We start from the raw sequence: 25,621 nt of genomic DNA, 5'->3' as shown, positions 1-25,621 counted from the left end.
CTTTAGGAACCGAGTTGCACGATAAGACGTTGACGTGGCGTTTTAGCACGAAAGGGAAAATCATGGACAACCTGACCACCAGCTTTGGCGGCGCCATCGTCTTGGCTCTTGATATATACGCGATATACAGCATCCTCAGCTCTGGTTCATCCGCATTGGCGAAGGTTCTTTGGACTATCTTCGTGCTGCTATTGCCGATCCTTGGCTTCATCGTATGGCTGCTTTTGGGGCCACGCAGCACGGGCGCACGGGGGTGATGGCGGCAACCTGATCGCAAGTAAAATAACGTGGTGCAATAAGGAACGGACAAGGCGATGGCGCTGCAAAAAAGATTATGATCCAGCCATGATTTCGTCATCGGCAATGAAACCGCATCGCGGCGGCTTGTCTGGTTCGTGGATTTCCCCGACAGACCCACGCGGCGTCTGCGCGATGTGATCCTGCACCTTGCGCGGCGCTTGTCGCCTGACAAGGTCACTGTGGCTGTTCGGTTCACCTATCCGGATGGTAACAAAAGTGCCGATCTTGCCGCACGGGCCGCACTCGCTGCAGGGCGGTAGGATCGTTTTTTCGACATGATGGCCGCGTTGTTCGAATCCCCACCAAAATATCGCCACAAGACGGTACGGAAGCTCGCGCGTAATCTGAGGCTGGACATAGCACAGTTCGAGCCAGATCTTGACGCGTCGAACGTGGCAGATCGCGTCCAGCGCGACCGCGAAACCCTGTCGCAGGACTTCCCCTCCAACGCGCCCTATCTGTTCTATTGACGGTGTGCATTACGAAAACGTCTGGAACTAAGCCTGCTGGGTTGGATCAACGACGCCCTGATGGCGTTGTTCTTCCTGTTAGTTGGTATCGAAATACAACATGAATTTGTCGAAGGCGAACCGTCCGAGCGATCCGCTGCTGCCATGCCTGTGATCGCTGCGTTGGGTGGATAGCGTGCCGGCCGGGTTCTATCTTGCGCTGACTTGGGGGCTGCCGCAAAGCCACGACTGGGGTATCCCGATGGCGACCGATATTGCGTTTACTCCGGGCATTCTGGCCCTGTTGGGCAACGGGGTGCCGACGTCGTTGAAAATATTTGTCTGGGCACTGGCGGTTGTTGACGATTTGGGCGCAATCTGGTGATTGCAGCCTTTTACGGCCACTGCTTTCACTTGGACGCAGCCATCGCCGCAGCGACCGTCTTCGCAATGATGATGGCAATGAACATGGACCGGATTTATTGGCGTGCCCCTTATCTGATCCTGGGACTGTTTCTTTGGTATTTCGTCCATGAAAGCGGGCCGCACGCCACATTGGCCGGTGTGCTGATTGCCATCGCACCACCCAGTCGCGCCAAGGCCGAGCGCCGGATCGTTGCCGCCCGGACCGCCAAACTGTTCAAGCGCGGCAAGCAGATCAGCGCGCAGACCATCGTGGCCGCGCCGACCTTCAGCCAGCTTCAAATGGTCATGGACCGGCTGGGCGTGCCGGGTGTGCATATCCGGCATGCCTTGAAAAACTGGATGAGTTTTCTGATCCTACCGCTGTTTGCGTTTTTCAACACCGGGCTTTTGATCAATGCAGACAACGTGAATTTCACAGCCCCGAAAGCCTGCGAGTGCTGCCAGGAATGGTGGTGGGCAAGCCCGTCGGTATTTTCGTCTTCGTCTATGTTGCCGCTCGGCTGGGACTGGGCCGCCTGTCATCCGAGATCAACATGACGCAGGTGCTGGGCGCGGGCTGTTTCGCAGGTCTGGGGTTCACGATGTCGATCTTCATCTCGAACTCGGCCTTTCCATGGACCGCAGCTTAAGGGGGTGAAGCTTGCGTCTTGCTTGCATCGATGTGTGCAGCCGTATTGGGCAGCGTCGTTTTGATCATGGCCCACCATGCAACGCAGCGCACGCAACACCGGATAAGTCACGCCCAGCTTTTCCAGAAGGCCGGGCGCTGAACCTTACTTCAACGTGTCAGTGGACGAAAAGAACATCGCCTGCGAAATCGCAGATAATACCTGTTCGGGCCGGAACGGCTTGGTGATCAGAAAGGCCGGTTCGGGGCGTTCGCCGGTTAGCAGGCGTTCGGGGAACGCGGTGATGAAAATCACTGGCAGATCGCCATGGGCGGACAAAAGATCGTTGACCGCATCAATCCCCGAGCTGTCATCGGCCAGTTGAATATCGGCCAAGATCAGATCAGGGCGGCCATCGGTGCCTATCTCGACCGCTTCATCGCGGGTTTGGGCCACGCCGAAAACACGGTGGCCTGCGTCGGTCACAATCCCCTCGATATCCATCGAGATGATCGGCTCATCCTCGATGATCATCACGGCGCCCCGCGCGGCCTCGGCCAGTTCGGCCTGTCCGATGCGGATCAGGTCCTTTGCCTCGTCGGCATGAACGTCAATGATCCGGGCCACGTCGCTTTCGGAAAACTCCTCAAGCGCATTCAGCAACACCGCCTCGCGTGAATTTGGCGTGAGCTTCGACAAGTGCTTTTGCGCCGTGGCCGCCACGCCCCGCTCCGCCTCGGACACTGGGGCACCAGAGCTGTGCCAGATCGTGTGAAACATGTGGTACAGCGCGACCCGCGCATCGTCCTGTTCGGGGATTGTATTGGGATCTGCTATCATCGCTTCAAGCACGGCTGCCGCATAAGCGTCGCCTGTCGGCTGGCTTCCAGTCAGCGCGCGCGCATACCGGCGCAGATAGGGGATGTGGGTTGCAATATGATTCATCTCACAGTCCTTCATCGTCTTATATTCAATTTTTTATGGCAAGTTGGGAACCCATCGGTATCCCAGCCGTTGACCGTATGATATGCCGGATAAAATCGAGATAACAGAGTGAATACAATGCCCGCGCACGAGCCAGCCGATAAACGATCACAGGACCTGATTGACGACAACCTGAAGAAAGCGTTTGGTCAAACGCTGGATGAAGGTGTGCCGGATCGGTTTAAGGATTTGCTGGCCCAACTGAAGGACGCGGCCCCCAATACCTCATCGTCCGACGCGTCATCACAGGAGTCAGAAAAATGACTGCTTCTGATCCGCGCGATGCAGTGCTGGAACATATTCCGGCGCTGCGCGCCTTCGCCCGAAGCCTGACACGCGATCCTGTGCGGGCCGACGATCTTGTGCAGGATTGCATGGTCAAGGCGATTGGAAATTTCGACAAGTTCCGCGAAGGCACAAACCTGCGCGCTTGGCTTTTTACCATCCTGCGCAACACTTTTTATTCGGAACGCCGCAAAGCCGTGCGCGAAGCCGAAGATCCCGAGGGCGAGATCGTCGCAGCCCTGTCTGTCAAACCCGACCATGACGGCCACCTGCAAATGGCCGAGTTTAACGACGCCTTTCGGCAGTTGAAGGCTGAACACCGCGAGGCCCTGACCCTGATCGGCGCCTTGGGCTTGTCGTATGAGGAAGCGGCAGAGACCTGCGGCGTCGCAATTGGCACGATGAAATCGCGCACCAACCGCGCACGCAAGGAACTGGGGCATCTGATGCAGCTGGACGACGATAAACCCACCGAATTGACGGACAGCGAAACCCTGTCCGTCGTCAATCAATCAGGCCATATGTGACCCGCAAACGCCGAAAATTTCTTGGCTCACTGCAAAGCCGCTTCATTGCGGTTTACTTGATCGTAATGGCGCCGATTGCTCTTTTTGCCAGCGTCTATCAGTTCAGCATCCTGACCGACCGTTATCACACCCGCGAGATTGCCGCGCTGGACGCGTTGGGCAATGGGTCGGCCAGCGTGACATCAACGCTCGTTCAGACCAACCTTCTGTTGGACATCCTAAGCGAACTAAGCACCCAGGATTTATCTGAGGGCGAAGAATGCGATATGGTCATCAGCGCTATCCTGAAGGCACAGTTTCCTGTCGTAGCGGCGGGAATTTATTCACCCGAAGGGCAGCCAATCTGCACGCAGGGGATCGTGCGATCCGGCATGGTGGCCGACACGACCGCGACCACAATCCGTCCCGATGTCACGCTGTCCGAGCGTGATCTGTTCGTCACGCAAACCGTGCAGACGCGCATCATCGCCATCGAGGCAGAGCTGAGCCCAATTGAACCGCCAGAAATTGCGACCGACCATGCGTTTCTGTCGCCCACAACCATGGCTGCAGACGCTGATCACCCAACCTATCACCAATTGGCCAACTTACCCGCTCCCACCGCTCGCGGTATTGTCAGCGGGCCTGCCGGCGAAGATATCGCCGTCCTGCCGGTCGCTGCTTTCGATCTCCGATTTTTTGCGACATTAACCTCCGGCATCGCCGCGCCACCCCTTTGGTTGACCATTGTCAACGCCAGTTTCGTGCCGCTGGCGCTGCTGGCCATCAGCCTGATGCTGGCCGATCTTCTGATCCGCAAGATGGCGCTGGACGACATCAACCAACTAACGGATGAAATGCGCGCCTTTCGCCGCGACCGCGACCTGCCCCGGTCCGAGCCAGGCCCCTGGGACAGCAGCGAGACCGAAGCCATGCGGTCCGAGTTCTCGACCTTGTCCGAACAGCTTTTGCATGAAGAAGCCGAGGCGCAAAATCGGCTGCACAACGCAAACATCCTGCAACGCGAAATATTTCATCGTGTGGGCAATAACCTGCAAATCATCCAATCCATCTTGCGGCTCTATGCCAATGATGTCGATACACCTGCCGAGCGGAAACTGGTCGAACGTCTGGCGCTGCGCATTCGGGTGATCAACCTTGTCCACAACGCAATGCACCGATCCACCGACGCGCCCACGCTGCCGGTGGGATCGGCCGTTCGCCAGCTGGTTCAAGGTTTGCGTCACGAAGGACTGGTCGCCGACCACATTAAAATTCGCGAGAACTATCGCGACGTGCAACTGCGCGTCAGCCGGGTTTATGCCCTGTGCTATCTGATCGTTGAAAAAATGGACCGCTTGTCACGATCGGGTGCCACGCATGTCGAAATTGATCTTGTAGAGGAAGGCGATCAGGCCCATTTGACGATCCGGACCGATGTCCAAACCCTTGCCGCCCCGGACACGGTCAGCGAACGGCTGCGGCAAGTTTATCTGCATGATTTGCGGGCCACCGCGCGATGGATCGACGGCGATGCCGGGATAGTTTATGACGCTGTCATGCCACGCCAAATTGACTAATCTTACCTTCGTTTTTTTCGGCTTTTTTTGTCCTCGTCTTGGAACCATCCCCCACCTTCTGCGTTATGAAATCAGATGTAACAAACGCAAGGAGATCCGTTATGAATTGGGACGAAATCCAAGGTCAATGGAAGCAGTTCAAAGGTAACGTTCAGCAGCAATGGGGTGAACTGACCAATGACGAGCTGGACCAGATCAACGGTGATCGCGAGCAGCTTGAAGGTAAGCTGCAGGAAAAATACGGAAAATCCAAAGAAGAGGCCCGCGAGGAAGTCAACAAGTGGTTAGAGAGTTGATCTTGTGCCGCAACGCGGTGCCTTTGAATAAATGACACGTCAAAGGGCACGGTTCACACCGTGCCCTTTTTTGTATTCGAAAAACAGGAATGGTCGGATGATCGAAACAGAAACTTTCGTGCTGCGCTGTCTGGTGGCACTGGGGCTTGGATTAGTGGTTGGCCTTGACCGTGAACTGAAACACAAGCCCCTTGGAATGCGCGCTTATATGTTGGTCTGTCTTGGGTCAGCCGCGTTGTGCATGGTATCGCTGAATATCGCCGAGGAAACCGGAACCGAGGATTACGTCTTTGATATGTCTCGCATCGTCAGCGGCGTCGTGGGCGGCATCGGCTTTCTGGGCGCAGGCGCGATCATGTCAAACCGCGACGATGGCAAGCTGCGCGGTGTCGGCAGTGGATCGTTGATCTGGGTCGTGGGTATCATCGGTATCGGGGTGGGTTTTGGCTATGTCACAGAGGCCGCAATCACCACGCTGATGGCATTCGGTATCCTTGCCATCGTCGGTTGGCTAAGGGGCCGCTTCGACTTGCAAGAGTCTGAAGACAAATGATCCGTGGAACGATCCGGTGCGCCATGCGTTGACTTCTTAGATACAACCGCCTGCGGGCGACAATGCAAAGGAAGGTATCATGACCAAGACCCAACCGTCATATAAACCGCTGAACCTGAAAGGTTCATCGCAACATCACAAGCTTAAGAACCAGCCCGGCGAAAAAGGTGATGAAGATCACAATAAAAGCGACGATACGCCGGCTGATGATCTCAAGGATACGGTGGCCGAGGTCGAAGCAGATACCGAGCTGGCCGAGGCCATGCGCGACGCGGTTGAGGGCGAAGATGACGACAACGAAAAATAAACTCGATCATACGCAAAATTGAATTCAAAGGCCCGCCAGTTGTGCGGGCCCTTTTAATATTCGGGTGGTATTTTGCGCCATGTGGGAAAGATCAAAGCTCGGTCTCGACCTCGGTGTTCTCACCCGCGCCACCCAAGAAAATTCCGGCGGCGCGCGTAGATTGGCTTTGATCCAGGATCACCTTCACAGTGATCAAAACCGGCACCGCGATCACCATCCCGACCACCGACCAGATCCACGCAAAGAACGCCACTGTGACAAATACCACCGTCGGATTAAGTTTCAGGCGGTTGGAAATGACATAGGGCGTGATCAACTGCCCCTCGATCGAGGTCAACGCCATATAGGTCGAAAAAACCAAGATCGCTGTCCACGCATCATTATAGACGTTGAATCCCACGATCGAGGCCAGAAGCGCGCCAAACACTGCGCCGACGTAAGGAATGAAGTTCAACGAAAACGCAATCACCCCGAACATCACCGGATTGGGCAGCCCCCACAATGCCATCGCCCCGCCAATCACGATGCCAAGGCAAAAATTAATCAGGGTAATCCCCCCCAGATAAAGCCCCAGCTTCTGTTCGACCTGTTGAACAATGCCCACCGCCGCGCGCTTGTCAGCGAAACGTGGCAAGCTTTCCACAAGCTTGCGCACAAAGGACGACCCGGACGAGATCAGGAAAAACATCAAGACGATAGTCAGCGCAATCTGCCCTAGCATGACCGGGGCCGACGCCACCAACGAGCCGATAAAGTTGGTGTTTTCGACCACCTTCACCTCCATCGCTGGGGTGTCATCGCCGCTGTCGACGGCATCTTCCGCAGCTTTTGCAGCCGCACCCAGCTTGTCCAACGTATCGGCCGCCGCGTTGGGCATACGGCGCAGATCGTTGATCATTTCGGGTAGATCTTCAGCCAGTTGCGCAATCGGGTGACTGAAATTCCACGCTGCAAAGGTCAGGCTGACACCTGCGACCGCACAAATCAGAAACGCCGTTATCGCACTCGGCACACCCCAGCGCGACATTCTGCGTTCGATCGGTCGCATGATCAGAAAGCCCAACAAAGCGGCGATGATTGGGATCAGGAAATCACTGGCCCAATCCAGAAAAAACAGGGCAAGAAACACGAACACGCCGATCTGCGCCCAGTTCGCTTTTGTCCGGGGTTCAGTCGCCACGGGCTTGGCCAAGCGTGTCGGCCATCACTGCGCCACGCTCTCCCATCGGTTTGTCTGGGCCGGTGGTTGTGTCTTTGCGGGTCTGGTGTTCCATCTCGGCATTTACTTTGCCGCCGATCAGGATGACCATCGCTGACAGCCAAAGCCACATCAACAAAATGATCACACCGGCGATTGCTCCAAAGCTTTCGTTGTAACTGGCGAAATTCGACACATAGATTGTGAAAGCGAAAGACGCCCCCATCCATCCGATACAAGCGAAGATCGAACCCGTTGAGATCCAACGCCACCGTGCGTTGCTGCGGCTTGGCCCGAACCGATACAGGATCGAGATACCGGCAATTGTAATGCCCAATAGCAAAATCCACGTCCCGACACGCGTGGCGAGGTCGGCAATCGGATCGAGCGACAGAAATTGCAACACCAGGGGCAGCGCAACGATCACACCGATCGCCACCAAAATGCCCATCATCAACAGTGCAGTCAAAAGCAGAAAGATCGCGTTTCTCTTGAAAAACCCTCTTTTTTCATCCTCTTCATAGACGATATTCAACCCATCACAAAGCGTCGCGACCCCGCGTGAACTTGACCAAAGCGCCAACCCGATGCTGAGGATCAGGGTCAACTCAAGCCCCTCTGCCTGTGTGACAGACGTGGCCTGAGTGCGGATGATCGACAAGGCATCGGCGGGAATGACCCCTTCGAAACGGTCCATCTGGGAAACTATCACGCCGGGGTCCAGTACCAGCCCACCAACCGCCAGAAGCGCGGTGATAGCCGGAAACAGCGCAAGAATACCGAAGAACGCGACGCCCGCGGCGATCAGGCTGATCCGATCACGCCCAACCCGCCGCGCGATCCGGGCTGCGATGTCCATCCAGCCGGAACTGGGAATGTCGGTCGGGGTTTGCGCGTCGCGACCTCGGGCCATGAGGGATCTCCTTTTGATTCAGCTGCCGTCGTCGCCTTGGACGGCGGTATTTCGCTCGATCCTGGCGCGGGCCAATTCTTCTTCGAAGATCCGGTCGGCTTCGGTAAACGCGTCCAACCGCTCATCCTCCTCATTGTCTTGCGCAGATTTTCGCATATAAAGCGCACCCGCAACAGCGGCGCCAAGCGCCAGGGCGATACCGCCCACAACCATCGGGTTCTCTTTGGCAAACTCGGTGCTGGCCTGGCTTGCCTCGCGGACCTTGCGCCCGGTTGTCTGGGCGGCATCCAAGGCACGTTCGCGGGCGGCGACCACGCGGGCGCGCGCCTCCGCCGACAGCTCTTCCGTGCCTTCGGCGATGCGGCTTCGCACATCATCCGCCTGTTTGCGTAGGTCGGTCAGGTGGTCCTGAGCCGTTTCAACCGCCCCTTTGGCCCGGGCTTGCATCTTTTCGGTCAGGTCAGGTTCACGTATCGTGGAATGAGCAGCTACTGACACGGGCGTTTCACGGCCCGGGTCGCCTTCCGCTGGTTTCGGTCCATTATATGACCCCATTGAGCGACGCATCACCGGTTCGTCAGAGGATGGCGCCGAAGCCCCGCCCCCGCCTGACATCAGCCAGGTCAGGCCAGCGCCCACAGCCGCAACGGCCAATGGGTGTGCCTGCGCGTTCTGGCCGAACCGGGCCATCAATTTATTGGCGACATCGCCACTGGCGGCGCGGATATGATCACGGGCCTCGGCGGTCAGGGCGTCCACGGATACGTGATCGCTGAGGGCAGACAGTTTTTGCTCCAACTGCGCACGTTCCGCTTCAATTTCGGTTTCGATATGGTCAGATTCATTTGTCATGAGTGGCCTCCTTCAAAGCGTTTGCGTCACGTCGGATACGATCCGCAGCCCGCGAGGGGGCGCGGCTTGCCATTTTCAGATCACTTTGAGCCTTCAGCACCATAATCAATGCGATGACGCCGAAAAAGCTGGCCACGATCAACGTCGCCCACACGACGGACACGCCAGCAGACGCGAGTGCCGCGACCAATGTTCCAGCAATCAGGTTCAGCGCGACCATCCCAAGAATAGCAGCCCCGACCAGCAGGCCGATGGCGGCACCCGCGCGGCTGATATTTTCGCTTAGCTCAGCCTTGGCCAGACGGATTTCCTTCTGGACCAGACTAGAGATTAGACGCAGCACGTCGGTGATCAGCGAAAGGGTAGAGCGTTCCTTTCTCATGACTTATCCCCCGGCTTCGTCATCATCCGAGCGACGGCAAAGCCCACCAGCGCCGCACCACCCGCAAACAGCAGTGGGTTTCGGCGTGCAAGGTCGGACACATCGCGCGAAAGCTGCCCCAGATCCTTGTCACGAACTGCATCGGACGCATCGGCCAGACTGGCGGCCAATTGTCCGAAGGTCCGTTCCTGAAGGGACCCGTCGCGCAAGGATTGGGCTGCGCCGCGCAAGGTGTCGGACGCGCGCGACGCACTTTCCGACACCGTGTCTGCGGTCGCTTCTGCCGTTTCACGCGCCGAGCTTGCAATATCCTCGGCGCCCGATTTCACACTTTCGACCGAAGACTTCAGCGCCGAGGTTGTTTCATCTACGGCCTCGTCGATTTTCTTAGCCGCTTGCTCTTTCTTCGAGCTTGCTTTTGCGGGTGTGGTTGATTTCGCCATCCTATCCTCCATCCAAGTCAGTATTAAAAGCCATTTGAGGCGCACAGGGCAACTTCGGCGGCAGCACCCCGGCGATGCGCCGGAGCGTCAGATGCTCAGTCCCAGAAACCTTCTTCAAGGTCGGGCTTGTCCATCAGTTGATCTTTCGTCAACGAAATGACGACACCATATTCGTCCGTGTCGGTCTGGATCAGTCGAAGGTCCTTCATTTCGATAAAGACATCCTTGTCGCCGATGTCCAGGAAACCACCGACCTCGGCGATGACACCGGCCATCTGGCCGTCACGGCTCAGAACGATATCTTCGACCTCGCCTACGACATCCCAATTGTCGTCGACCCCGTCAAAGGTGACATCCTCGCCCCATTGGGTCGCATCGACGGCATAAACCCGGCCATCCTCAATATCGTCTGCACGAAGCATATTTGCTCTGTCCAGTACGTCAGCCTGAGCGGCAGTGCCGGCAGTCACGGCAATAGCAGCGGTCATAAGAAGATTTTTCATCGTCAACTCCTATCGTTCGTTGTCAATCAGTTCGAAAGGATAACGCCGTTGTCAGACAATCGTTCCAATAAATGATGGACACATCGGGCGTTGGTATCCAATAAAAAAATAAGGCGCGCATGGCCAAGCCAGCGCGCCTTATCGGTTGCTTAATGCGATATCCTGCGAATAAACGGGGATAAGCAGGTTACGCCTGTAACTCGGCACAAAGCGTCAAGCTCCTTTGGGACCAGCGACCAGCCAGATGATAAAACCGATCAACGGCAGTACCAGAATAAGTAAAATCCACAGAACCTTGTTTAATGCCGGGACGCCCGATCGAAGCACGGACACAATCGCCCAGATATCTAGGATCAGGACAATCAGCCCGCCTAAACCAGACAGTATACCCATTTGATGTTCCTTTCACGTCATGCCGACCAAATGCGGTCATATATTAGGAAATCAACGTGCTGTCCGGTGTTAGGTTCCATGAAAAATCAGGCCGACTGAGATTGTTCTTGAAGATCTGCGCAAATGATTTTCTCGGCCTCATCCAGAGGGTGATTGGTCAGAGTTTTCGGGATCTCGGCCACGATGCGGTCCGTGACAGCTTGGTGCAATTCATCGCGCAAAGTGGCCAGTAATTCTGGCCCCGCGCAGATCACCAGATGGGAAAACTCGTTCGCATGGGCGCGTTTATACAGCAACTCGGCCATGTCTTGGGCAAAACGCTCTTTGCCAAGGGTGTGCCAATCCGTGTCTTCATACGCCGATTTGCCGTGGTTATAGCTTTGGTACACACGACCCCGGCGGTTCGCGGCTTGTTCGCGGTTGGGCGGGTTGTCCTGTTCGTCTTTGCGGATCACCTGCAGGTTCGGATATTTCTCATCACCCTCGTTGATCAGGAACAGCGCCTTTTCCCCGTCGGCAATCAACACCCACGTTTCGTTTCGCAATTTTGTCATGAAGACCTCCGTTTACACTGGCACGTCGCGACCAAGACATCGCGTCTGGATGGATAAGGGACGTAATCACCTACCCCTACTTCTCATATGGGGGTGATCGCCTAGTCTTCCAAGCTGTCCTCGCGCTTGTCGTCGATCAGCTTGCGTTCCTTTTCCTTGCGCGCTTCGAATTTCTTGCCAAAGCCTTCAACCTCGGCTTCGTCAATCGTTTCCTTGGCGCGTTTGAACACCTCGTTTTCTTCTTCATCCATGTGGTGGTGGTAGTCATGCGCGAGCTGGTCGAATTTCTGCATCCACAGTTCAGTCGACTGATCCATCACATTCAACTCTTCCATCAGATCATCCAACTGCTGATGCTCATGCACCGAATGGCGGGCAGCATCCTGGCCCCAAGTTTTCGAGATGAGTTTGGAATAGAACGTCTCTTCTTCGGCGGCTGCGTGGCTTTTGACATCGCAATAAAAGTCGTTCCAAAGCTTGCCACGCTCAGCCTGGCCGCTGTTCTTGATCGCATCGAGAAGTTCGCGATGTTTGTTGTGGTCTTGCTTGATCGCGTCATAAATGCTGGGCATTGACGGCTCCTTCAGTTCTGTTTGTACGATTAATTTAGTCGGCTCGCTTCAAGGGGTCGCGCAGCTTGCCTAATTGCCGGTGCTGCGGCCCGTGATGGCAGATGAAAACTGGCGCGGTTCTTTCGATCCTTTGCAGACCACTGCCGATTGCAGAGATGGTCGACGCACGCTCATCGGGGCTGCGCTGGTCGATATGGGACAGCAAACGATGGTAAATCTCGACGGCCTTGGTCAGGTTCCCCACAGGCTGGCGACCAGATGGCGCGCGGCGGGCCGAGGGTGTCGAGGCTTTGTTGGGATGATGCTGTGTCATATCTGTCTTCCCTGCGTTGGTGTGTAACAGGCGCGCGGCAAGCGCACAGTCAAGGAACGTCTGGCGCCGCATTTGGTTCCAAAGTGTTTTTGCAAAGCAGTGCAGCCGCGATCTGTTGTGTTGTATGGTCGGGAACCAACGCCAACTCACATGCGTTGACAACACAAGTTCAATCGAGGTTTCATCCATCATGTCACGCCCCAGCACCCTACAAGATCCGCCCAGCTTATTCGAGCCGGGGCGTAATTGCTGGAAGGTGGGCACTGCCGAGAAGTTCGAACTTATCGTCGATGGCGCCGCCTACTTCATTGCCCTGCGAGAGGCCCTGATTCAGGCACAGTCGCAGGTGCTTCTGATCGGGTGGGACTTCGATCTTGAGATCGAGATGCGTCCGGGTGAAAGCGACGGCGATGGCAACGCGCCTGACGGTTATCCCAACAAGGTCATTGATTTTATCGAAGCCGTGGTGGACGAAAAGCCCAACCTCAAGATTTATCTTTTGCGCTGGTCGGGGTCGGCGGTGATTGCGCCCGGCCGATTTGTGCCGGCGGTACGGTTGAAACTGGCCGGGCCGGATCGGATCAAACTGGCGCTGGACGGGCGCCACCCGGTTGGGGCATGTCATCACCAGAAGATAGTCGTGGTGGATGATCGGCTGGCCTTCTGCGGCGGAATCGACGTCACGGATGCGCGTTGGGACACGCCAGAGCATACGCCCGACGACCCGCACCGGGTGTTGCGTAACGGGGACCCCGCCCCGCCTTGGCACGACGTCACCACCGCCGTAACCGGCCCTGCGGCGCGCAAGCTGGGCGATCTGGCCCGCGCCCGCTGGCACCGTGCAACGGATCAGGAACTGGCCGCCCCGGATCTTCCGGCGCACGATATCTGGCCCGCGTCACTCAGTGTCAGCTGTCACGACATCGCCGCAGCGATTTCGCGCACGCATCCCCCCGAAGACGACCGTGCGCTGGTCAACGAAATCGAAAAGATGGTGATGGACGCTATCGCCTCGGCCAAGTATTTGATTTATATTGAAAGTCAGTACTTCGCGTCTGACGCGATCACGCAGGCGCTGTCTGTTCGGCTGCGCGAGGACGGTGGCCCCGATGTGATCGTGATTAATCCCGTCCGCGCCGAAAATGGGTTCGAGGATGACGCGATGCATGTCACCCGCACCCGCATGGTGGAAGATTTGCAAGCCGCCGATCACGAAGACCGATTTCGCATCTGGTCGCCGGTCAATGCCGGCGAAGACCCGATCTATGTCCATGCCAAGGTTTGTGTGATTGACGACCGGTCATTACGGGTGGGGTCAAGCAACGTGGACCGTCGGTCGATGGGGTTTGATACCGAATGCGACCTGACCATCGAGGCACAAGACGATGCCACGCGCCAGATCATCGCCCGGCTGCGCAACGACCTGCTGGCCGAGCATCTGGACTGCACGTCGGAAGAACTGGAACGCAAAATTGACCAAACCGGCCGCATTCTTACCGCGATAGAGGCTCTGAACCCGGACAAGGGGCGCGGTTTACGACCGCTGGAGTTGCAAGAGGACAATGGCGCCGGGGCGTTTTTTGCCAACACTCGGCTGTTTGATCCCCGCTTTGATCGCGGCACGCCAAAACGGCGCGTCTTGACCTCACGTCATATCGCCTTTGGCGCAGCGGCGCTGGTGGCAGCTGGGTTGCTCTACCGATATTGGCGGCGGTAATCGTCATACGACGACGGCCCCAACCAAAAAGGCCGCCCCGATCTGGGACGGCCTTCTTGCTTTAGCTTCATCAGTCTATTCGTCTGCTGCCTTGACCGAGTGGCGCTCGGACGACAGCCCTTTGCCGATGGCGATGCACATCACCAACAAAACCACAGTGAAGGGCAACCCGGTTGAAATCACCATCGATTGAAGCGACTGCAATCCGCCAGCACTTAGCAGCAGCACGATCGCCACCGCGCCTTCAAATATGCACCAGAACGCACGCTGGGGCACCGGCGCGTCGATCTTTCCGCCTGCGGTAATCGTGTCGATGACCAACGAGCCAGAGTCAGATGACGTCACGAAGAACACAATCACAAGCAAGATGCCCACCAGCGACGTGATCCCAGCCAGCGGCATAACATCCAGCATCTTGAACAGCTTCAGTTCCAGTGCCGCATCCTGCGCCAGCGTATAGCCGTCATTAACCACCTGATGCAGCGCGGTGCCGCCGAAAACGGTCATCCACAGCACACACACCATCGACGGAATCAACAAAACGCAGATGATGAATTCGCGCACCGTCCGCCCACGGCTGACGCGCGCAATGAACATACCGACGAAGGGCGACCAACTGATCCACCACGCCCAATAGAAGGACGTCCAGCCTTGGCTGAAGTTCACATCCTCGCGCCCGAAGGGATTGGCGAGTGCGGGGAAATACTGAACATAAGCACCCAGTGAGCTGAAGAACAATTTCAGCAAATAGATCGTCGGCCCAACCAGCAGCACAAAGATCAGCAGCAGGAAGGCTAAGCCCATATTGATCTCGGACAGGACTTTTACACCGCCGTCCAGACCCCGCAGGACCGAAATCAGCGCAACCGCCGTGATGGCTGAAATCAGAATCACCTCGGTTGTCGATCCGATCGGAACGCCGAACAGCTCGTTCAGCCCCGCGTTGGCCTGTGTCGCGCCAAAACCCAGCGACGTGGCCAGCCCGAACAGCGTGGCAAAAACCGCCAGCGTGTCGATAATGTGACCGACCCAGCCCCAGACCGCATCACCGAAGATAGGGTAGAAGGCCGAACGGATCGTCAAGGGCAAACCTTTGTTATAGGAAAACAACGCAAGCGACAGGGCCACGATGGCATAGATCGCCCAAGGGTGAAGCCCCCAGTGGAAAATCGTCGCCGCCATACCCAGCCGGATCGCCGCCTCTTCATTGCCGCCCGCGCCGTTCAGGGGCGCCCAGTCCGTCCGCACACCGCCTTCAGCAGCCGTGCCGCCAAACGAAGTCGAGAAATGACTCATCGGTTCGGACACACCGTAAAACATCAGACCGATGCCCATCCCGGCAGCAAACAGCATGGCGAACCAGCCAATATAGGAATAGTCCGGCGTCGCCTCGGTCCCGCCAAGTCGCACATTGCCCCAAGGCGTGACGATCAGAATAAGACAAAACAGCACGAAGATGTTCGCCGATGCGATGAAGAACCAGTCAAAGCCTGTCGTCACCGCGCTAAAAAGCCAGCCAAAAAGGCTGTTCGCCTGATCCGGCAATGCAAGTGTATAAAACACGAACGCCATGATCGCCAAGCCCGAGATCATAAAGACCGGATTGTGAATATCAAAGCCGAAAGGTCCGACACTACCTTCGACGTTGTCCTCTCCGATTTCATACTGGGTATCGATCAGGTTTGTGGTCCCTTCAGGGCTGGGTATGCCCTCCAACCCGTTGGGTTCTGTTGATTGGTCGGCCATCAAACATCCTTTCTTTTTATAATTCGGTCTTTATCAACCGCGGATCAGCATCACCGAGGCATCGCTGTGCGCGGCAAGATGTGCACCGTTACCTGACCAGAGATAGTCGGTCACATCGGGCGGATGGGTCGCCATCACAATCAGATCCGCACCCACATCCTCTACAGCGGCTGCAAGCTCGTGGTTCATCTGAACCGCTGGGTCATGACTGACAATCGTATGGCTCGAGGTCGTAACACCGAATTTTTCGCCTTGTTCGCGGGCAAATTCCTTCAGTTTGCGAGCGTATTGTTCGGGCGTGCGGGCCAACTCGCTTGGGGTGGAGCCGGTCACGCCGACGTAACACACCTCGGCCCCATACACGCGGGCCAATTCACCGGTCGCAGTCAGCGCCTTGTCCAGTTTATCCGCATGGTACAGGTCAACGGGTGCAAGAATTTTCTTGAACATCGTCCCTCCTTTCTCTGGCGACACTGCCGGTGCCGCTTCGTTTTGCCCACCTGTTTTAACAACACGGCGAACGCAGTCTTGTGACATCCAGCACGCGAAAATTTGACTGAATTGTACAATATGCCGCAGTCACTCTTGCATCCATGGCCCTCGCAATCAACCCGTGGGGCAAGTTTGCCCATCGACCTGAACCGAAAATTCCATAGCTACCCAGACGACTTACGCCCGTCAGCCCCCTGTGCGGGCCTACTGTTCGTGTTCATAAATGGGGGAATATAGAGAAGATGGTTTGCACCCGCGCTTGGCAGCGCGGGGGTCAGACCAAAGAACCCATTTCAAGCGAACCCCCGCACGAAGCACAACGGTGTCGTTCGGTCTGAAAGCACCCCATTAAGGTCAGCTTCTATCAGCGAACGTCAAAAGACGCCCATACTCAGCCCTGCCCCCATGGCCGCACCGAGTTCTCGACAAAGCTCAAGTTGATCCTCCGGAATGGTTTTCTCGGCAAGAATTTCCTCGGGTGTTTGCGCATGGGTGCAAATAATCAATGGCGGCTGAACTTCTTTCAGCCGCCACCCTTGGGCGATGCGCGCCGTCTGACGTGCAGCGTTCTCTCCATCTGATCCGGCACATACAAGCTGAGCGTACGGGCGCCCCTCAATGCGACCCAATACAGGATAATATGCACGATCGTAAAAATCCTTCATCAGCCCAGCAATCGCAGCAAGGTTTTCCGGCGCGCAGAAAAGGTAACCGTCCGCTTCCAGCAGATCGTCAGGTCCAGCCTCCGTCGCAGGTTTAAGAACTGTTGTGATTTCGTCGCTGGCCGCAGCATGAGCGGCTTCAGCCATCTGCCGACTGCCACCCGTCTTGGAATGATAAACGATCAATAGTTTTGCCATTGGTGACCAACCTAAAGCATAGATCAGGCTTTACCAATGGCTTCCGTTACGGGTGCCTCCGACGCAAATTGTAAAGGCAGCGAAGGCTTCGAAGATCGCCATCCCGGCTTGTCGATGATTTCCCATGACCGTTACCGGTTCGCAGAATCGATCACTGGGAAACTGCCGTCAAACGCACAACGCCCGGACATTTACCCTATACAATCATAATTCACCCGGTGACTACGACATCCCAAGCGCTTCTTTGTACATTTCCAACACCGCTTCTTCTTCGGCGATGTCGTCCTTGTCACGCTTGCGAAGCGCGATGACCTTGCGCATCACTTTGGTGTCATAGCCGCGCGCTTTCGCTTCGGCCATCACCTCTTTCTGTTGGTCGGCAAGGTCTTTCTTTTCCATGTCCAGCCGTTCGATCCGTTCGACGAACTGACGCAGTTCATTGGCGGTTACACGATAGCTGTTATCGGCCTGATTGTCGTCCATGTGATCCTCTTAATGGGGGTGCCCGTGACAAGAGCGTTTCGCAAAAGCTGCTGTTCAGGTTTCGCGCAGACCGCTTTAGCCCGTCCCCCTGCCCGCTTCAAGACCGCTTGACCGCCGGGGGTTGCGCTGGCCGCCTGCCCGCGCTACGCGATCCAAGCAATATAGGAGAACGCCATGGACTGGCTTATCATAATCGGGGCGATCCTGTCGCTTGTGGGGCTTGTCGGCTTGCTGGCCAGCGCTGTCCGCGTCATGAAGGCCAAACGCGAAAATCTTGACGACGCGGCGCTGCGTGAACGGGTTCAGAAGGCGATGGCGCTGAACATGGGCGGGTTGGCTTTATCGGTGATCGGATTGATGTGCGTGATTTTGGGCGTGTCCCTGTCCTGACTATTCCGAAGTATCGCGGCACCTAACCGCCGTTCAAATCACTGAAATGCCGACCGTTTTTGATCAACTCATCAAACAGACGCGACGGCGTCCAAAAATCGGGTGCGTCCGGTTGGTAGGATTTCAAAGCATTTCTGACCGCCAGAAGGCCACGTTGGTCAGCGGACATCATCGGCCCGCCGCGAAACCGCGGAAAACCATAGCCATACATCATCACCACGTCGATATCTGACGGACGCGAAGCCACGCCTTCGTCCAGCAATCTAGCGCCCTCATTCGCCATTGCGTTCAGGCAGCGGGCGCGGATATCGTCGTCGGTGAAGGGGCGCGGTATGATGCTCTTCCGGCGACGCTCATCTTCTATGATTCCTAGCGCATCATCATTTTCCACCGGGCCAAGCGCATGTCCGTGCACGTAAAACCCCCGCCCGGTTTTTTGCCCAAGCCAGCCCTCGTCGCACATCCTGTCCCTAATCGCGACATAGCGTTCTTCGCGATCACATGTGGCCTGATAGTGTTTGCCCCGCTTCCAAGCGGTATCAAGCCCCGTCATATCCAGCACCTGATATGGCCCCAACGCAAAACCATAGGCGCGCATCGCGCCATCGATCTGCGCTGGGTTTGCACCGTCTTCCAACATGAAATCCGCCGCCTGACGATAGGCGGCAAGAACGCGGTTGCCGATGAAACCGTCTGATGCGCCCGCGCGGACAGCCACCTTCCCCAGCATCGCAGCCAGCGCAAATCCGGTCGCCGCCACGTCGCGATGGGTCTGATCGCCCACCACGACCTCGATCAACTTTGTGATATGCGCAGGCGCGAAAAAGTGATAACCAACAACGTCCTGCGGGCGTGACGTGGCCGCAGCCAATGCGTCGCTATCCAGATGAGAGGTGTTCGTGGCAAGGATTGCTCCGGGGCGCATGATTTTGTCCAGTTGGGCGAAAACATCGTGCTTAACTGCCGCGTCTTCCGACATGGTTTCGATCACCAGATCAACTTTTGACAGGGACGTTACGTCAGTTGTTCCACGTAGACGCGACAGACGATCTGCAGCAGCGGCCTGACCCATCCGGCCCTTGCTGACCGACTTTTCATATATATCCTTGATCCGCTGGCCCCCACGGGCCAGACCGTCGTCATCGCTGTCGACAATGATCACGAGCAGACCTGCATCAAGACAGGCGGTCGCGATGTCCGCCCCCATTCCACCCGCACCCATGATGCCGATGGACGAGATGCTGCGCGGCGTCGCCCCCTCAAGCTCGGCCAGTTTAGCCGTTCGCCGCTCTGCAAAAAAAGCGTGGCGCAAGGCCGTTGCCTCGTCCCCCGTTTCGCAATCATCAAAACACTTGCGCTCCAACGCGATACCGGCATCAAATGGCAACAGCAACGCGGCTTCGACGCAATCAACAATAGCGCGGACCGACGGCACGAAATTCCCTTTCACACGGGTGCGCCACGAATTCACCGCCTGAGTATAGGCGCCGGGGTTCGATAGGCCATCGTCGCGGCTGCAGGTTGGGCGCGGCGGACTGTTTTGGGCTATCATATTACCAGCCGAAAGCCGCGCCGCCCGGTCCAGATTTTTCTGGATCACTTTGTCGATCAGTCCTAAATCGCCACCCCGCTGGGCCGTGATCGGCTTGCCAGTGATCATCAGGTCCAGCGCCGCATTCGCTCCAGTTATACGGGGCAGACGCTGCGTGCCGCCACCACCGGGAAGGACGCCCAGATTGACCTCGGGCAGACCAAGCGTCGCGTCCTGCAGGGCAATCCGGTAATGGCATGCCAAGGCCAGTTCGAACCCACTGCCCAACGCATGACCGTGAATAGCGGCAAGGACCGGTTTCTGGCACGCCTCTATCCGGGCGCAGACATCAGCCAGGGTGGGCGCCGCACGGGGGCGACCAAATTCGCGGGCATCAGCACCCGCCGGGAATGTCCGGCCTTTGGCTGAAAGAACAATAGCCCCTACATGGTCGTCGGCGTCTGCCCGTTCAAAAGCGTCAAAAAGACCTTGCCGGACCTCATCGCTCAGCGCATTGACCGGAGGGTTTGAAATGCTGATGACCGCGACGCCATCGGTGACATCGTATTCAACCTTTGCCTTCATCTGTGCCTCCATCCCAGCAGCTTATGTTAAGTCGCCAGATTTTAACACAATTTGTCAATGACCTATGAGGCAAAACACCGCCGATGCCGATCCGGCGGTCAACCAAGCCGCCTACGCGGCGCAATCCGGGCAGTGCTGTGGGCAGTGACGGGTCAGACCGGCATATTGTCGAACAGATCGTCCGCGTCGTCACCTTCCAGTTCGCTTTCGAACTTACGGAAATCCGCAGGCACTGGCTGACCGGTCTTTTCAAGCTCGGATATCTTTTCGCGCAATTGCTCCTGCAGCACGTGGCGGTCTTCTGGACGCTTGGCAATTTCGTCCAGGATCATGCTGATCGCGGCTTTCAGTTCTTCAAATGGCATCGTTTCCTCCCAGGGTTTTTACAGGTGTCACGGGGCTGATCACACTCGAACCCCGGATCTGTCCACACGTCAGGCGTGTTTTGCAGCGCAGTCGCGACAGAACGGTGTGTGGGGCACAACATCAAGGCGTTCTGATGATATCTCGTCGCCACAGGTGACGCAAAAGCCAAATTCGCCTTCATCCACTCGGGCAAGCGCTGCGTTTATCCTAATAATCTCATCCTGCCCGGAAGTGCCCAGTCCTTCAAGAACTTCGTCTTCTTCGCGCTCTACTGCCAACTCTTCCCAGTCTTTGGAGTTGTGGCTTTCAAGTTCTTCTTCAATCTCATCCAAGCGGGCTTTCAGCTCGTTCAGGCGGGTTTTCAGCATCTTCTTGTACTTGCTCACGTCAACCATGACATACCTCCGTTTCCAACTGATAGTGGAACGGGGCGTACCCGACTGCTTTGATGCAGGTCAAGCTGGGCGCCAGACGCCACCGGAAACGTCAGGCCGGGCTTTCGTCGCCTACAGAAAGCTGTGCCGGATCAGCGGGCCCCAGCCCAAGATCCATAGTCGATGAAACAAAAGCATCCGGCGGCGCCGCAGAGCCATCGGGACAAAGCCCATCGCCCCCATTTTGCTTACCGATGCGAAGGGCACGGCGGCCCTTGGCCTGACCCAGACGGCATACGGTACGGACCTGACCCGTCAAATCCTCAAGCGCGACATTGCTAAGCGCTTCGCGCGGGACAATCACGGTCATTCCCGGCGACAGGCCGGTCAGATCATCCAGCGTCATGCGAGCGCGATGCAGCACCGCGACCAACTCCGCTCGTGCGCCCATCACAATCGGGGGTGTGTGGTTTCCGGGTTTATCACCCCTCGCCGTTTCCAGCGACGTTGGGTTGGGTCGCGGCGCAACCAACGGCAGCAACATCATCAAACGCCCCTGCTTTGCGTCACCGCCCAAGTCAAGCTGCGCGTCAAACCTGCGATAGTGTACATCGGGCAAGGTCATGGTCACCGCGCGGTAATCATCTAGCCGCACGGCAAAGCGAAATCCATTCATTAGGGTTGCGATTGGCAGATCGGCCGCGGTCAGCTCCGCCTCCCACCCCTCTAATACACGATCAAGGAAATCGGCACACATGGCTGCATCGGTGCGGGTCACGCGTCGGGGGTGTGCGGGGGTGGGCAGAACGCGCCCGATCGTCTGCATTTCAATCAAGGCCGCAATTAGATTGGGGTCCGCGACCAGCAGCCCGAAACGGCTGTCCGGCCCTTCCACCAAGGCCAACATATCATGATCCGAAATCTGACCATCAAGAGCCGCCAACACGACCCGGTCATCAGACAGACCTGTTGGGTTAATCATCAGCTCGCTCGTTGCCATACCCGCACGCGCGAGCGCATCACCCAGCGCCCCCGTCGCCGTCACCGGCGCGATCTCGGGCGCAGAGCGTTGCGCGTTGGCTTTTTGGCGCAACACGCTGTTCTTGTCGGGGTCAGCCATGTCTGGTCCATTTTGGTCGCATGACCCCACACCTGCCAACGCGAGGTTTAAAAATGATTTACGTTTCCCCGCCTCGCGGCATTTTTTTCAACGGTAAAGTTACCCGAAATGCTGCACCACGTTGGCCGGGAAGATAGGTGATCGAACCACCCAGCCGGTCCATGACCTCGCGACAGATGGCCAGCCCCAACCCCGCTCCACCAGCGGCAGAGGTATCCGTCAGGCGCGAGAACTTCTCGAAAATCATCGCTTGGCTTTCGATTGGAATACCGGATCCATTATCAACGAAATCAATGCGTAACACGTCATCCCGCACCCGCACCCGGATGGTCAGACGCTTGAACTTCGCATCGTTATATTTCGCCGTATTTGCAATCAGATTAATGAAAACCTGGGCCAGCCGGTCGGTGTCCGTCGAGATGACGATCTGTTCACGCGAAGGATCGCGATGGATGCGCAAGTCTTCGGACATGATCAACGACTGCGTGGCGGCGACGGCACGATCCAGCACGTTGGACAACATCTCGCGTTGCGGGTTCAGTTGCACCTGCCCGTGTTCAAGCACGCTGAGGTCAAGCAGATCATCCAGCAACCGAGTCAGCCGCAAGGCCTCGGCGTGGATGATCCCTGCGTGGCGACCGGCGGCCTCGGCATCCTCGGCCCCGCCATCACGCAAAATCTCGGAAAACGCGCGGATCGATGTCATGGGCGTGCGCAATTCGTGGCTGATCTGACTGAGAAACGCATCCTTCTGGATCGACAGTTGCGTCAGTTTTTCGTTCGCAACGGACAATTGACGCGCCGTAGTGGTCAGCTCTTTCTGTTTTTCCTCAAGCTGCGAGGAATAGACCAGCATCTGCTGGGTTTCATCAGCCACGGCCATCAGGTCGTCGACCGATACGGTGGTGCCCCCCATGATTTGCGCGATCATCGCGTGGGCGGTGGCCGCCCCGACCGACCCGGACAGCGCCCGTTCAAGGCGCGCGATGAAATCGGGCGTGGTGTCGGGCAGATAGCCTTCTTTCCCTTGGGCGCGGGCCTGGTTCTGAAACAGCGTCTGGGCGGCGTCCGCACCAATGGTGCGTTGGGCCATGATCAACAGATCCTCGGCCGCCGCCGCCGAGAAGCTGGCACCCTGCGCGGGGCGGGTATGGTCCAGAACATTGACGAATTGCGCGCCTTGCAGCCGTTCAAGCGGGCTGGGCAACGACAGAAGCGAGACGCCTACGAAGGCAAAGGTGTTCAAGGTCATGGACCAGAAAATCGCGTGCACCACCGGATCCATTCCCGTCACGCCGAACAAGGCATGGGGCTTCAGCCATGCGATACCGAAGGGGCCATCGGCCAGAAAAGATGCGCTCATCGCGCCCGCGTCCCCGAAGCTGGGCAGAAACAGTGTATAGGCCCACAGCGTGAACCCCACCAGCAGCCCTGCCGCGGCCCCATTGCGCGAGGCCCCGCGCCACAACAGCCCCCCCGCCATCGCCGGCAATATCTGCGCCACCCCACAAAACGAGATCATGCCAATCGCCGCCAGCGCCGAGCCGCCGCCCGAAATGCGATAGTAAAGATAGCCCAGCACCAACACGCCGATGATCGACAGGCGTCGGGCGATCAACAGGATTTGGCGCACATCGCCAGACACCGTTGCCTCTTGCGACCGGATCGACAGCCAGATGGGCATGATGATGTGATTGGATAACATCGTCGCCAGTGCGATCGACGCCACGATAACCATCGAGGTCGCCGAACTGAATCCCCCCAAAAACGACAGCATCGCAAGCCCGTCACGTTCAAAATGCAAGGGAATGGTCAGGACAAAAAGATCCGGGTTTGCTCCTTGCTGCAACGTGCCCAATCCGACCACGGCGATGGGTAGGACGAAAAGACTCATCAAAAACAGATAGGTAGGGAACGCCCAGGACGCGACAAACAGCTGCCGCTCGCCCAGGTTTTCGACCACCAGCACGTGAAACATGCGTGGTAAGGTCAGGAAGGCCGCCGCGGATAGGAAGGTCAGCCCAATCCAGCGCCCGCCGGTCAGGCGCCATGCACCATCGGGCGCCGCGTGCATCGCGTCTTGCACCGACGCGGCGATACCCGCCGGACCGCCCCCCACACCCCAAACCACGAACACGCCAACCGCCAGAAGGGCGACCAGTTTCACGATCGCTTCGACCGCAATGGCCGTCACAACACCGTGGTGACGTTCGTTTACGTCAAGGTTACGAGTGCCAAACAGAATGGTGAACAGCGCAAGCCCCCCCGCAACCCAAAGCGCCGTGGCCTCTAGCCCCAAAAACTCCTGACCCGCCGCACGGTGACGCGCAAAGACCGAAAACGACAACGTCACGGATTGCAGTTGCAGCGCGATATAAGGCGTCGAGCCGACAACCGCGATCAGCGTCACAATCACCCCCAACAGGTTCGATTTGCCATAGCGCGACGATAGAAGATCCGCGATCGAGGTCACGCGCTGACTGCGACCGACGCGCACCAGCTTGCGCAGAAACCACCACCAACCAATCATGACCAGTGTCGGGCCCAAATAGATCGTGACGAACTCCAGCCCCGACCGCGCTGCGTAGCCGACCGCACCGTAAAACGTCCACGCCGTGCAATAGACCGACAGTGACAAGGTGTAGATCAACGGCGAGCTGAGCAGCCGGTTCTTGTTGCGCGCGGCACTGCGGTCGGCGACGAAGGCCACAAGGAACAAGATCATCACGTAAATCAGGCACACCGCCACCAGCGTGTTGAAGCTGAGCATCAGTCGCGCCCCTCGTCCGTCGGGGCGGTGGAGGTGGCAGCGGGCAGGTCCCCGGCAGATCCAGTGTCAGGATCTTGCGGCAGCTCAGGCGCCCGGCCCAATCCGCGCGAAATAAGGGCCGTCGCGATGATCAGACCGAACCACGCGACAAACAGATACACGCCCTGCCACGCGGTGCCAATCGCGGGAACCAGAAGCGGTAGAAGGAACAGGAACGCACCAAGGATCGGCAAAAGCCGGGCCGCATCCTCCAGCCGCCGACGGCGATAGCTTTGGCGCGCCAGGAACAGAGGCTCTTGGCGTGCCCTCATCGGGGCAGATCCGGTATGAACGGCGGGGGCACGAGGATGCGCAACATCTGCGACCTATCCCGGCACGAGTTCGTTCAGCGATCTTATCACGTCTGCGTTCGAAAAGGGCTTTGTCATGAAACAATTTACCCCAAGGCGCGCGGCCTGTTCGCGGTCGGTCCGCTGACCGCGGGCGGTCAGCATCAGAACCGGCAAGCGGCGGGTCAGGTCATGGCCGCGCAACTCCTGCAAAATGTCATAGCCAGATCGCCCCGGCAGCATGACATCCAGAACAAGCACGTCCGGCACAGCGTTTAATACGGCATCGACAGCCGTTTTCCCATCGGCATGCGTCGCAACCGCCCAGCCGTCACGACTGAGGATGAAGCTGATCGCCTCGACAATATTCGGTTCGTCTTCAATGATCAGGACCTGTCTTGTCATGTCACCCTCCGCTCGGGTCGGTCTGTGCCGACCTCT

General features: G+C 57.4%; 34 protein-coding genes and 1 pseudogene. 13 read left to right on the top strand and 22 right to left on the bottom strand.

Going from position 1 to position 25,621, the window contains the following annotated elements; all coding sequences use genetic code 11:
- Nucleotides 1-62 precede the first annotated feature (62 nt).
- The 5 genes and pseudogenes from MN186_RS06095 (at nt 63) to MN186_RS06080 (ending at nt 1,804) form a co-directional block, all read left to right on the top strand.
- The gene (locus MN186_RS06095; protein WP_242113479.1) at nt 63-257 is read left to right on the top strand and encodes a PLD nuclease N-terminal domain-containing protein; all 195 of its coding nucleotides are present in this window, start codon (nt 63-65) and stop codon (nt 255-257) included.
- A gap of 138 nt (nt 258-395) precedes the next feature.
- Nucleotides 396-560 (top strand): hypothetical protein, encoded by a 165-nt coding sequence (locus MN186_RS06090; protein ID WP_242113478.1) that lies wholly within the window; start codon nt 396-398, stop codon nt 558-560.
- Between the two features lie 18 nt (nt 561-578).
- Nucleotides 579-770, top strand: a complete 192-nt coding sequence (locus tag MN186_RS06085; RefSeq protein ID WP_242113477.1) for a hypothetical protein — start codon at nt 579-581, stop codon at nt 768-770.
- A 60-nt stretch (nt 771-830) separates the two neighbouring features.
- Nucleotides 831-944: a Na+/H+ antiporter NhaA gene (locus MN186_RS16615; protein ID WP_420838903.1), complete on the top strand. Its 114-nt coding sequence runs from the start codon at nt 831-833 to the stop codon at nt 942-944.
- A pseudogene (locus MN186_RS06080) lies at nt 937-1,804 on the top strand (Na+/H+ antiporter NhaA). The gene MN186_RS16615 and the pseudogene MN186_RS06080 overlap by 8 nt, the downstream one beginning before the upstream one ends.
- Before the next feature lie 144 nt (nt 1,805-1,948).
- On the opposite strand, the gene MN186_RS06075 reads toward MN186_RS06080, so the two are convergent.
- Nucleotides 1,949-2,728, bottom strand: a complete 780-nt coding sequence (locus tag MN186_RS06075; protein ID WP_242113476.1) for a response regulator — start codon at nt 2,726-2,728, stop codon at nt 1,949-1,951.
- A gap of 117 nt (nt 2,729-2,845) precedes the next feature.
- Between MN186_RS06075 and MN186_RS06070 the strand changes: the two genes are divergently transcribed.
- The 6 genes from MN186_RS06070 to MN186_RS06045 all read left to right on the top strand — a co-directional run bounded on the left by MN186_RS06070 (nt 2,846) and on the right by MN186_RS06045 (nt 6,294).
- Complete coding sequence (locus MN186_RS06070) at nt 2,846-3,031, top strand: NepR family anti-sigma factor (protein ID WP_242113475.1); 186 nt, start codon at nt 2,846-2,848, stop codon at nt 3,029-3,031.
- Nucleotides 3,028-3,579 carry an RNA polymerase sigma factor gene (locus MN186_RS06065; protein WP_242113474.1) on the top strand — a complete coding sequence of 184 codons (552 nt, stop codon included), beginning with the start codon at nt 3,028-3,030 and terminating at the stop codon, nt 3,577-3,579. The genes MN186_RS06070 and MN186_RS06065 overlap by 4 nt, the downstream gene beginning before the upstream one ends.
- A gap of 65 nt (nt 3,580-3,644) precedes the next feature.
- Nucleotides 3,645-5,138 carry a histidine kinase dimerization/phosphoacceptor domain -containing protein gene (locus MN186_RS06060; protein ID WP_242113473.1) on the top strand — a complete coding sequence of 498 codons (1,494 nt, stop codon included), beginning with the start codon at nt 3,645-3,647 and terminating at the stop codon, nt 5,136-5,138.
- A gap of 101 nt (nt 5,139-5,239) precedes the next feature.
- The gene (locus MN186_RS06055) at nt 5,240-5,434 is read left to right on the top strand and encodes a CsbD family protein (RefSeq protein WP_242113472.1); all 195 of its coding nucleotides are present in this window, start codon (nt 5,240-5,242) and stop codon (nt 5,432-5,434) included.
- A gap of 97 nt (nt 5,435-5,531) precedes the next feature.
- Nucleotides 5,532-5,987, top strand: a complete 456-nt coding sequence (locus tag MN186_RS06050; protein WP_242113471.1) for an MgtC/SapB family protein — start codon at nt 5,532-5,534, stop codon at nt 5,985-5,987.
- 79 nt (nt 5,988-6,066) lie between these two features.
- A complete protein-coding gene (locus tag MN186_RS06045; RefSeq protein WP_242113470.1) occupies nt 6,067-6,294 on the top strand; it encodes a hypothetical protein in 228 nt (75 codons plus the stop codon).
- A gap of 91 nt (nt 6,295-6,385) precedes the next feature.
- Here MN186_RS06045 and MN186_RS06040 read toward each other — a convergent pair whose 3' ends face one another.
- The 10 genes from MN186_RS06040 to MN186_RS05995 form a co-directional block, all read right to left on the bottom strand.
- On the bottom strand, nt 6,386-7,474 hold the full coding sequence (locus MN186_RS06040; protein ID WP_242113469.1) for an AI-2E family transporter: 1,089 nt from the start codon (nt 7,472-7,474) through the stop codon (nt 6,386-6,388).
- Nucleotides 7,464-8,405, bottom strand: coding sequence for a YihY/virulence factor BrkB family protein (locus tag MN186_RS06035; RefSeq protein WP_242113468.1), 942 nt, complete (start codon nt 8,403-8,405; stop codon nt 7,464-7,466). The genes MN186_RS06040 and MN186_RS06035 overlap by 11 nt, the downstream gene beginning before the upstream one ends.
- A gap of 18 nt (nt 8,406-8,423) precedes the next feature.
- On the bottom strand, nt 8,424-9,257 hold the full coding sequence (locus MN186_RS06030) for a hypothetical protein (protein ID WP_242113467.1): 834 nt from the start codon (nt 9,255-9,257) through the stop codon (nt 8,424-8,426).
- The gene (locus MN186_RS06025; RefSeq protein ID WP_242113466.1) at nt 9,247-9,639 is read right to left on the bottom strand and encodes a phage holin family protein; all 393 of its coding nucleotides are present in this window, start codon (nt 9,637-9,639) and stop codon (nt 9,247-9,249) included. Before MN186_RS06025 ends, MN186_RS06030 begins: the two co-directional genes overlap by 11 nt.
- Nucleotides 9,636-10,082: a hypothetical protein gene (locus tag MN186_RS06020; RefSeq protein WP_242113465.1), complete on the bottom strand. Its 447-nt coding sequence runs from the start codon at nt 10,080-10,082 to the stop codon at nt 9,636-9,638. Before MN186_RS06020 ends, MN186_RS06025 begins: the two co-directional genes overlap by 4 nt.
- A gap of 95 nt (nt 10,083-10,177) precedes the next feature.
- On the bottom strand, nt 10,178-10,585 hold the full coding sequence (locus tag MN186_RS06015) for a PRC-barrel domain-containing protein (RefSeq protein WP_242113464.1): 408 nt from the start codon (nt 10,583-10,585) through the stop codon (nt 10,178-10,180).
- 213 nt (nt 10,586-10,798) lie between these two features.
- Nucleotides 10,799-10,978, bottom strand: a complete 180-nt coding sequence (locus tag MN186_RS06010; RefSeq protein WP_242113463.1) for a PLDc N-terminal domain-containing protein — start codon at nt 10,976-10,978, stop codon at nt 10,799-10,801.
- 86 nt (nt 10,979-11,064) lie between these two features.
- Complete coding sequence (locus MN186_RS06005; protein ID WP_242113462.1) at nt 11,065-11,532, bottom strand: host attachment family protein; 468 nt, start codon at nt 11,530-11,532, stop codon at nt 11,065-11,067.
- A gap of 101 nt (nt 11,533-11,633) precedes the next feature.
- Nucleotides 11,634-12,104 carry a hemerythrin domain-containing protein gene (locus MN186_RS06000; protein WP_242113461.1) on the bottom strand — a complete coding sequence of 157 codons (471 nt, stop codon included), beginning with the start codon at nt 12,102-12,104 and terminating at the stop codon, nt 11,634-11,636.
- Between the two features lie 34 nt (nt 12,105-12,138).
- A complete protein-coding gene (locus MN186_RS05995; protein ID WP_242113460.1) occupies nt 12,139-12,417 on the bottom strand; it encodes a hypothetical protein in 279 nt (92 codons plus the stop codon).
- Between the two features lie 190 nt (nt 12,418-12,607).
- Between MN186_RS05995 and MN186_RS05990 the strand changes: the two genes are divergently transcribed.
- Complete coding sequence (locus tag MN186_RS05990; RefSeq protein ID WP_242113459.1) at nt 12,608-14,134, top strand: phospholipase D-like domain-containing protein; 1,527 nt, start codon at nt 12,608-12,610, stop codon at nt 14,132-14,134.
- 75 nt (nt 14,135-14,209) lie between these two features.
- Here MN186_RS05990 and MN186_RS05985 read toward each other — a convergent pair whose 3' ends face one another.
- The 4 genes from MN186_RS05985 to MN186_RS05970 form a co-directional block, all read right to left on the bottom strand.
- Nucleotides 14,210-15,880, bottom strand: coding sequence for a BCCT family transporter (locus MN186_RS05985; protein ID WP_242113458.1), 1,671 nt, complete (start codon nt 15,878-15,880; stop codon nt 14,210-14,212).
- Nucleotides 15,881-15,913: 33 nt separating this feature from the next.
- Nucleotides 15,914-16,330 carry a universal stress protein gene (locus MN186_RS05980; RefSeq protein ID WP_242113457.1) on the bottom strand — a complete coding sequence of 139 codons (417 nt, stop codon included), beginning with the start codon at nt 16,328-16,330 and terminating at the stop codon, nt 15,914-15,916.
- Between the two features lie 416 nt (nt 16,331-16,746).
- Complete coding sequence (locus tag MN186_RS05975) at nt 16,747-17,232, bottom strand: flavodoxin family protein (RefSeq protein ID WP_242113456.1); 486 nt, start codon at nt 17,230-17,232, stop codon at nt 16,747-16,749.
- Nucleotides 17,233-17,454: 222 nt separating this feature from the next.
- Nucleotides 17,455-17,715, bottom strand: a complete 261-nt coding sequence (locus tag MN186_RS05970) for a DUF2312 domain-containing protein (RefSeq protein ID WP_242113455.1) — start codon at nt 17,713-17,715, stop codon at nt 17,455-17,457.
- Nucleotides 17,716-17,889: 174 nt separating this feature from the next.
- Here MN186_RS05970 and MN186_RS05965 point away from each other — a divergent pair, with 174 nt between their 5' ends.
- Complete coding sequence (locus MN186_RS05965) at nt 17,890-18,105, top strand: hypothetical protein (protein ID WP_242113454.1); 216 nt, start codon at nt 17,890-17,892, stop codon at nt 18,103-18,105.
- A gap of 22 nt (nt 18,106-18,127) precedes the next feature.
- On the opposite strand, the gene MN186_RS05960 is transcribed toward MN186_RS05965, so the two are convergent.
- From MN186_RS05960 to MN186_RS05930, 7 genes are all read right to left on the bottom strand, one after another.
- On the bottom strand, nt 18,128-20,221 hold the full coding sequence (locus tag MN186_RS05960; protein ID WP_242113453.1) for a 3-hydroxyacyl-CoA dehydrogenase NAD-binding domain-containing protein: 2,094 nt from the start codon (nt 20,219-20,221) through the stop codon (nt 18,128-18,130).
- Between the two features lie 152 nt (nt 20,222-20,373).
- Nucleotides 20,374-20,586, bottom strand: a complete 213-nt coding sequence (locus MN186_RS05955; protein WP_242113452.1) for a hypothetical protein — start codon at nt 20,584-20,586, stop codon at nt 20,374-20,376.
- Between the two features lie 69 nt (nt 20,587-20,655).
- A complete protein-coding gene (locus tag MN186_RS05950) occupies nt 20,656-20,982 on the bottom strand; it encodes a TraR/DksA family transcriptional regulator (RefSeq protein ID WP_242113451.1) in 327 nt (108 codons plus the stop codon).
- A gap of 91 nt (nt 20,983-21,073) precedes the next feature.
- Nucleotides 21,074-22,081 (bottom strand): FliM/FliN family flagellar motor switch protein, encoded by a 1,008-nt coding sequence (locus MN186_RS05945; RefSeq protein WP_242113450.1) that lies wholly within the window; start codon nt 22,079-22,081, stop codon nt 21,074-21,076.
- Nucleotides 22,082-22,139: 58 nt separating this feature from the next.
- A complete protein-coding gene (locus MN186_RS05940) occupies nt 22,140-24,851 on the bottom strand; it encodes an ATP-binding protein (RefSeq protein ID WP_242113449.1) in 2,712 nt (903 codons plus the stop codon).
- Nucleotides 24,851-25,162, bottom strand: coding sequence for a hypothetical protein (locus tag MN186_RS05935; RefSeq protein ID WP_242113448.1), 312 nt, complete (start codon nt 25,160-25,162; stop codon nt 24,851-24,853). Before MN186_RS05935 ends, MN186_RS05940 begins: the two co-directional genes overlap by 1 nt.
- Before the next feature lie 54 nt (nt 25,163-25,216).
- Nucleotides 25,217-25,585, bottom strand: a complete 369-nt coding sequence (locus MN186_RS05930) for a response regulator transcription factor (protein ID WP_242113447.1) — start codon at nt 25,583-25,585, stop codon at nt 25,217-25,219.
- Nucleotides 25,586-25,621 lie beyond the last annotated feature (36 nt).

It is taken from the genome of Aliiroseovarius sediminis (genome assembly GCF_022678485.1).
Lineage (GTDB): Bacteria > Pseudomonadota > Alphaproteobacteria > Rhodobacterales > Rhodobacteraceae > Aliiroseovarius > Aliiroseovarius sediminis.
Note: the sequence above shows the minus strand (reverse complement) of the source record. Positions and strands in the feature narration are given on the sequence as shown.

What these genes read in the sequence shown, in the direction of transcription:
- MN186_RS06095 (WP_242113479.1), top strand. Translation starts at nt 63, where the DNA reads ATGGACAACCTGACCACCAGCTTTGGCGGCGCCATCGTCTTGGCTCTT.
- MN186_RS06085 (WP_242113477.1), top strand. Translation starts at nt 579, where the DNA reads ATGGCCGCGTTGTTCGAATCCCCACCAAAATATCGCCACAAGACGGTA.
- MN186_RS16615 (WP_420838903.1), top strand. Translation starts at nt 831, where the DNA reads ATGGCGTTGTTCTTCCTGTTAGTTGGTATCGAAATACAACATGAATTT.
- MN186_RS06075 (WP_242113476.1), bottom strand. Translation starts at nt 2,728, where the DNA reads ATGAATCATATTGCAACCCACATCCCCTATCTGCGCCGGTATGCGCGC.
- MN186_RS06070 (WP_242113475.1), top strand. Translation starts at nt 2,846, where the DNA reads ATGCCCGCGCACGAGCCAGCCGATAAACGATCACAGGACCTGATTGAC.
- MN186_RS06065 (WP_242113474.1), top strand. Translation starts at nt 3,028, where the DNA reads ATGACTGCTTCTGATCCGCGCGATGCAGTGCTGGAACATATTCCGGCG.
- MN186_RS06060 (WP_242113473.1), top strand. Translation starts at nt 3,645, where the DNA reads ATGGCGCCGATTGCTCTTTTTGCCAGCGTCTATCAGTTCAGCATCCTG.
- MN186_RS06055 (WP_242113472.1), top strand. Translation starts at nt 5,240, where the DNA reads ATGAATTGGGACGAAATCCAAGGTCAATGGAAGCAGTTCAAAGGTAAC.
- MN186_RS06050 (WP_242113471.1), top strand. Translation starts at nt 5,532, where the DNA reads ATGATCGAAACAGAAACTTTCGTGCTGCGCTGTCTGGTGGCACTGGGG.
- MN186_RS06045 (WP_242113470.1), top strand. Translation starts at nt 6,067, where the DNA reads ATGACCAAGACCCAACCGTCATATAAACCGCTGAACCTGAAAGGTTCA.
- MN186_RS06035 (WP_242113468.1), bottom strand. Translation starts at nt 8,405, where the DNA reads ATGGCCCGAGGTCGCGACGCGCAAACCCCGACCGACATTCCCAGTTCC.
- MN186_RS06030 (WP_242113467.1), bottom strand. Translation starts at nt 9,257, where the DNA reads ATGACAAATGAATCTGACCATATCGAAACCGAAATTGAAGCGGAACGT.
- MN186_RS06025 (WP_242113466.1), bottom strand. Translation starts at nt 9,639, where the DNA reads ATGAGAAAGGAACGCTCTACCCTTTCGCTGATCACCGACGTGCTGCGT.
- MN186_RS06020 (WP_242113465.1), bottom strand. Translation starts at nt 10,082, where the DNA reads ATGGCGAAATCAACCACACCCGCAAAAGCAAGCTCGAAGAAAGAGCAA.
- MN186_RS06015 (WP_242113464.1), bottom strand. Translation starts at nt 10,585, where the DNA reads ATGAAAAATCTTCTTATGACCGCTGCTATTGCCGTGACTGCCGGCACT.
- MN186_RS06010 (WP_242113463.1), bottom strand. Translation starts at nt 10,978, where the DNA reads ATGGGTATACTGTCTGGTTTAGGCGGGCTGATTGTCCTGATCCTAGAT.
- MN186_RS06005 (WP_242113462.1), bottom strand. Translation starts at nt 11,532, where the DNA reads ATGACAAAATTGCGAAACGAAACGTGGGTGTTGATTGCCGACGGGGAA.
- MN186_RS06000 (WP_242113461.1), bottom strand. Translation starts at nt 12,104, where the DNA reads ATGCCCAGCATTTATGACGCGATCAAGCAAGACCACAACAAACATCGC.
- MN186_RS05995 (WP_242113460.1), bottom strand. Translation starts at nt 12,417, where the DNA reads ATGACACAGCATCATCCCAACAAAGCCTCGACACCCTCGGCCCGCCGC.
- MN186_RS05990 (WP_242113459.1), top strand. Translation starts at nt 12,608, where the DNA reads ATGTCACGCCCCAGCACCCTACAAGATCCGCCCAGCTTATTCGAGCCG.
- MN186_RS05985 (WP_242113458.1), bottom strand. Translation starts at nt 15,880, where the DNA reads ATGGCCGACCAATCAACAGAACCCAACGGGTTGGAGGGCATACCCAGC.
- MN186_RS05980 (WP_242113457.1), bottom strand. Translation starts at nt 16,330, where the DNA reads ATGTTCAAGAAAATTCTTGCACCCGTTGACCTGTACCATGCGGATAAA.
- MN186_RS05975 (WP_242113456.1), bottom strand. Translation starts at nt 17,232, where the DNA reads ATGGCAAAACTATTGATCGTTTATCATTCCAAGACGGGTGGCAGTCGG.
- MN186_RS05970 (WP_242113455.1), bottom strand. Translation starts at nt 17,715, where the DNA reads ATGGACGACAATCAGGCCGATAACAGCTATCGTGTAACCGCCAATGAA.
- MN186_RS05965 (WP_242113454.1), top strand. Translation starts at nt 17,890, where the DNA reads ATGGACTGGCTTATCATAATCGGGGCGATCCTGTCGCTTGTGGGGCTT.
- MN186_RS05960 (WP_242113453.1), bottom strand. Translation starts at nt 20,221, where the DNA reads ATGAAGGCAAAGGTTGAATACGATGTCACCGATGGCGTCGCGGTCATC.
- MN186_RS05955 (WP_242113452.1), bottom strand. Translation starts at nt 20,586, where the DNA reads ATGCCATTTGAAGAACTGAAAGCCGCGATCAGCATGATCCTGGACGAA.
- MN186_RS05950 (WP_242113451.1), bottom strand. Translation starts at nt 20,982, where the DNA reads ATGGTTGACGTGAGCAAGTACAAGAAGATGCTGAAAACCCGCCTGAAC.
- MN186_RS05945 (WP_242113450.1), bottom strand. Translation starts at nt 22,081, where the DNA reads ATGGCTGACCCCGACAAGAACAGCGTGTTGCGCCAAAAAGCCAACGCG.
- MN186_RS05940 (WP_242113449.1), bottom strand. Translation starts at nt 24,851, where the DNA reads ATGCTCAGCTTCAACACGCTGGTGGCGGTGTGCCTGATTTACGTGATG.
- MN186_RS05935 (WP_242113448.1), bottom strand. Translation starts at nt 25,162, where the DNA reads ATGAGGGCACGCCAAGAGCCTCTGTTCCTGGCGCGCCAAAGCTATCGC.
- MN186_RS05930 (WP_242113447.1), bottom strand. Translation starts at nt 25,585, where the DNA reads ATGACAAGACAGGTCCTGATCATTGAAGACGAACCGAATATTGTCGAG.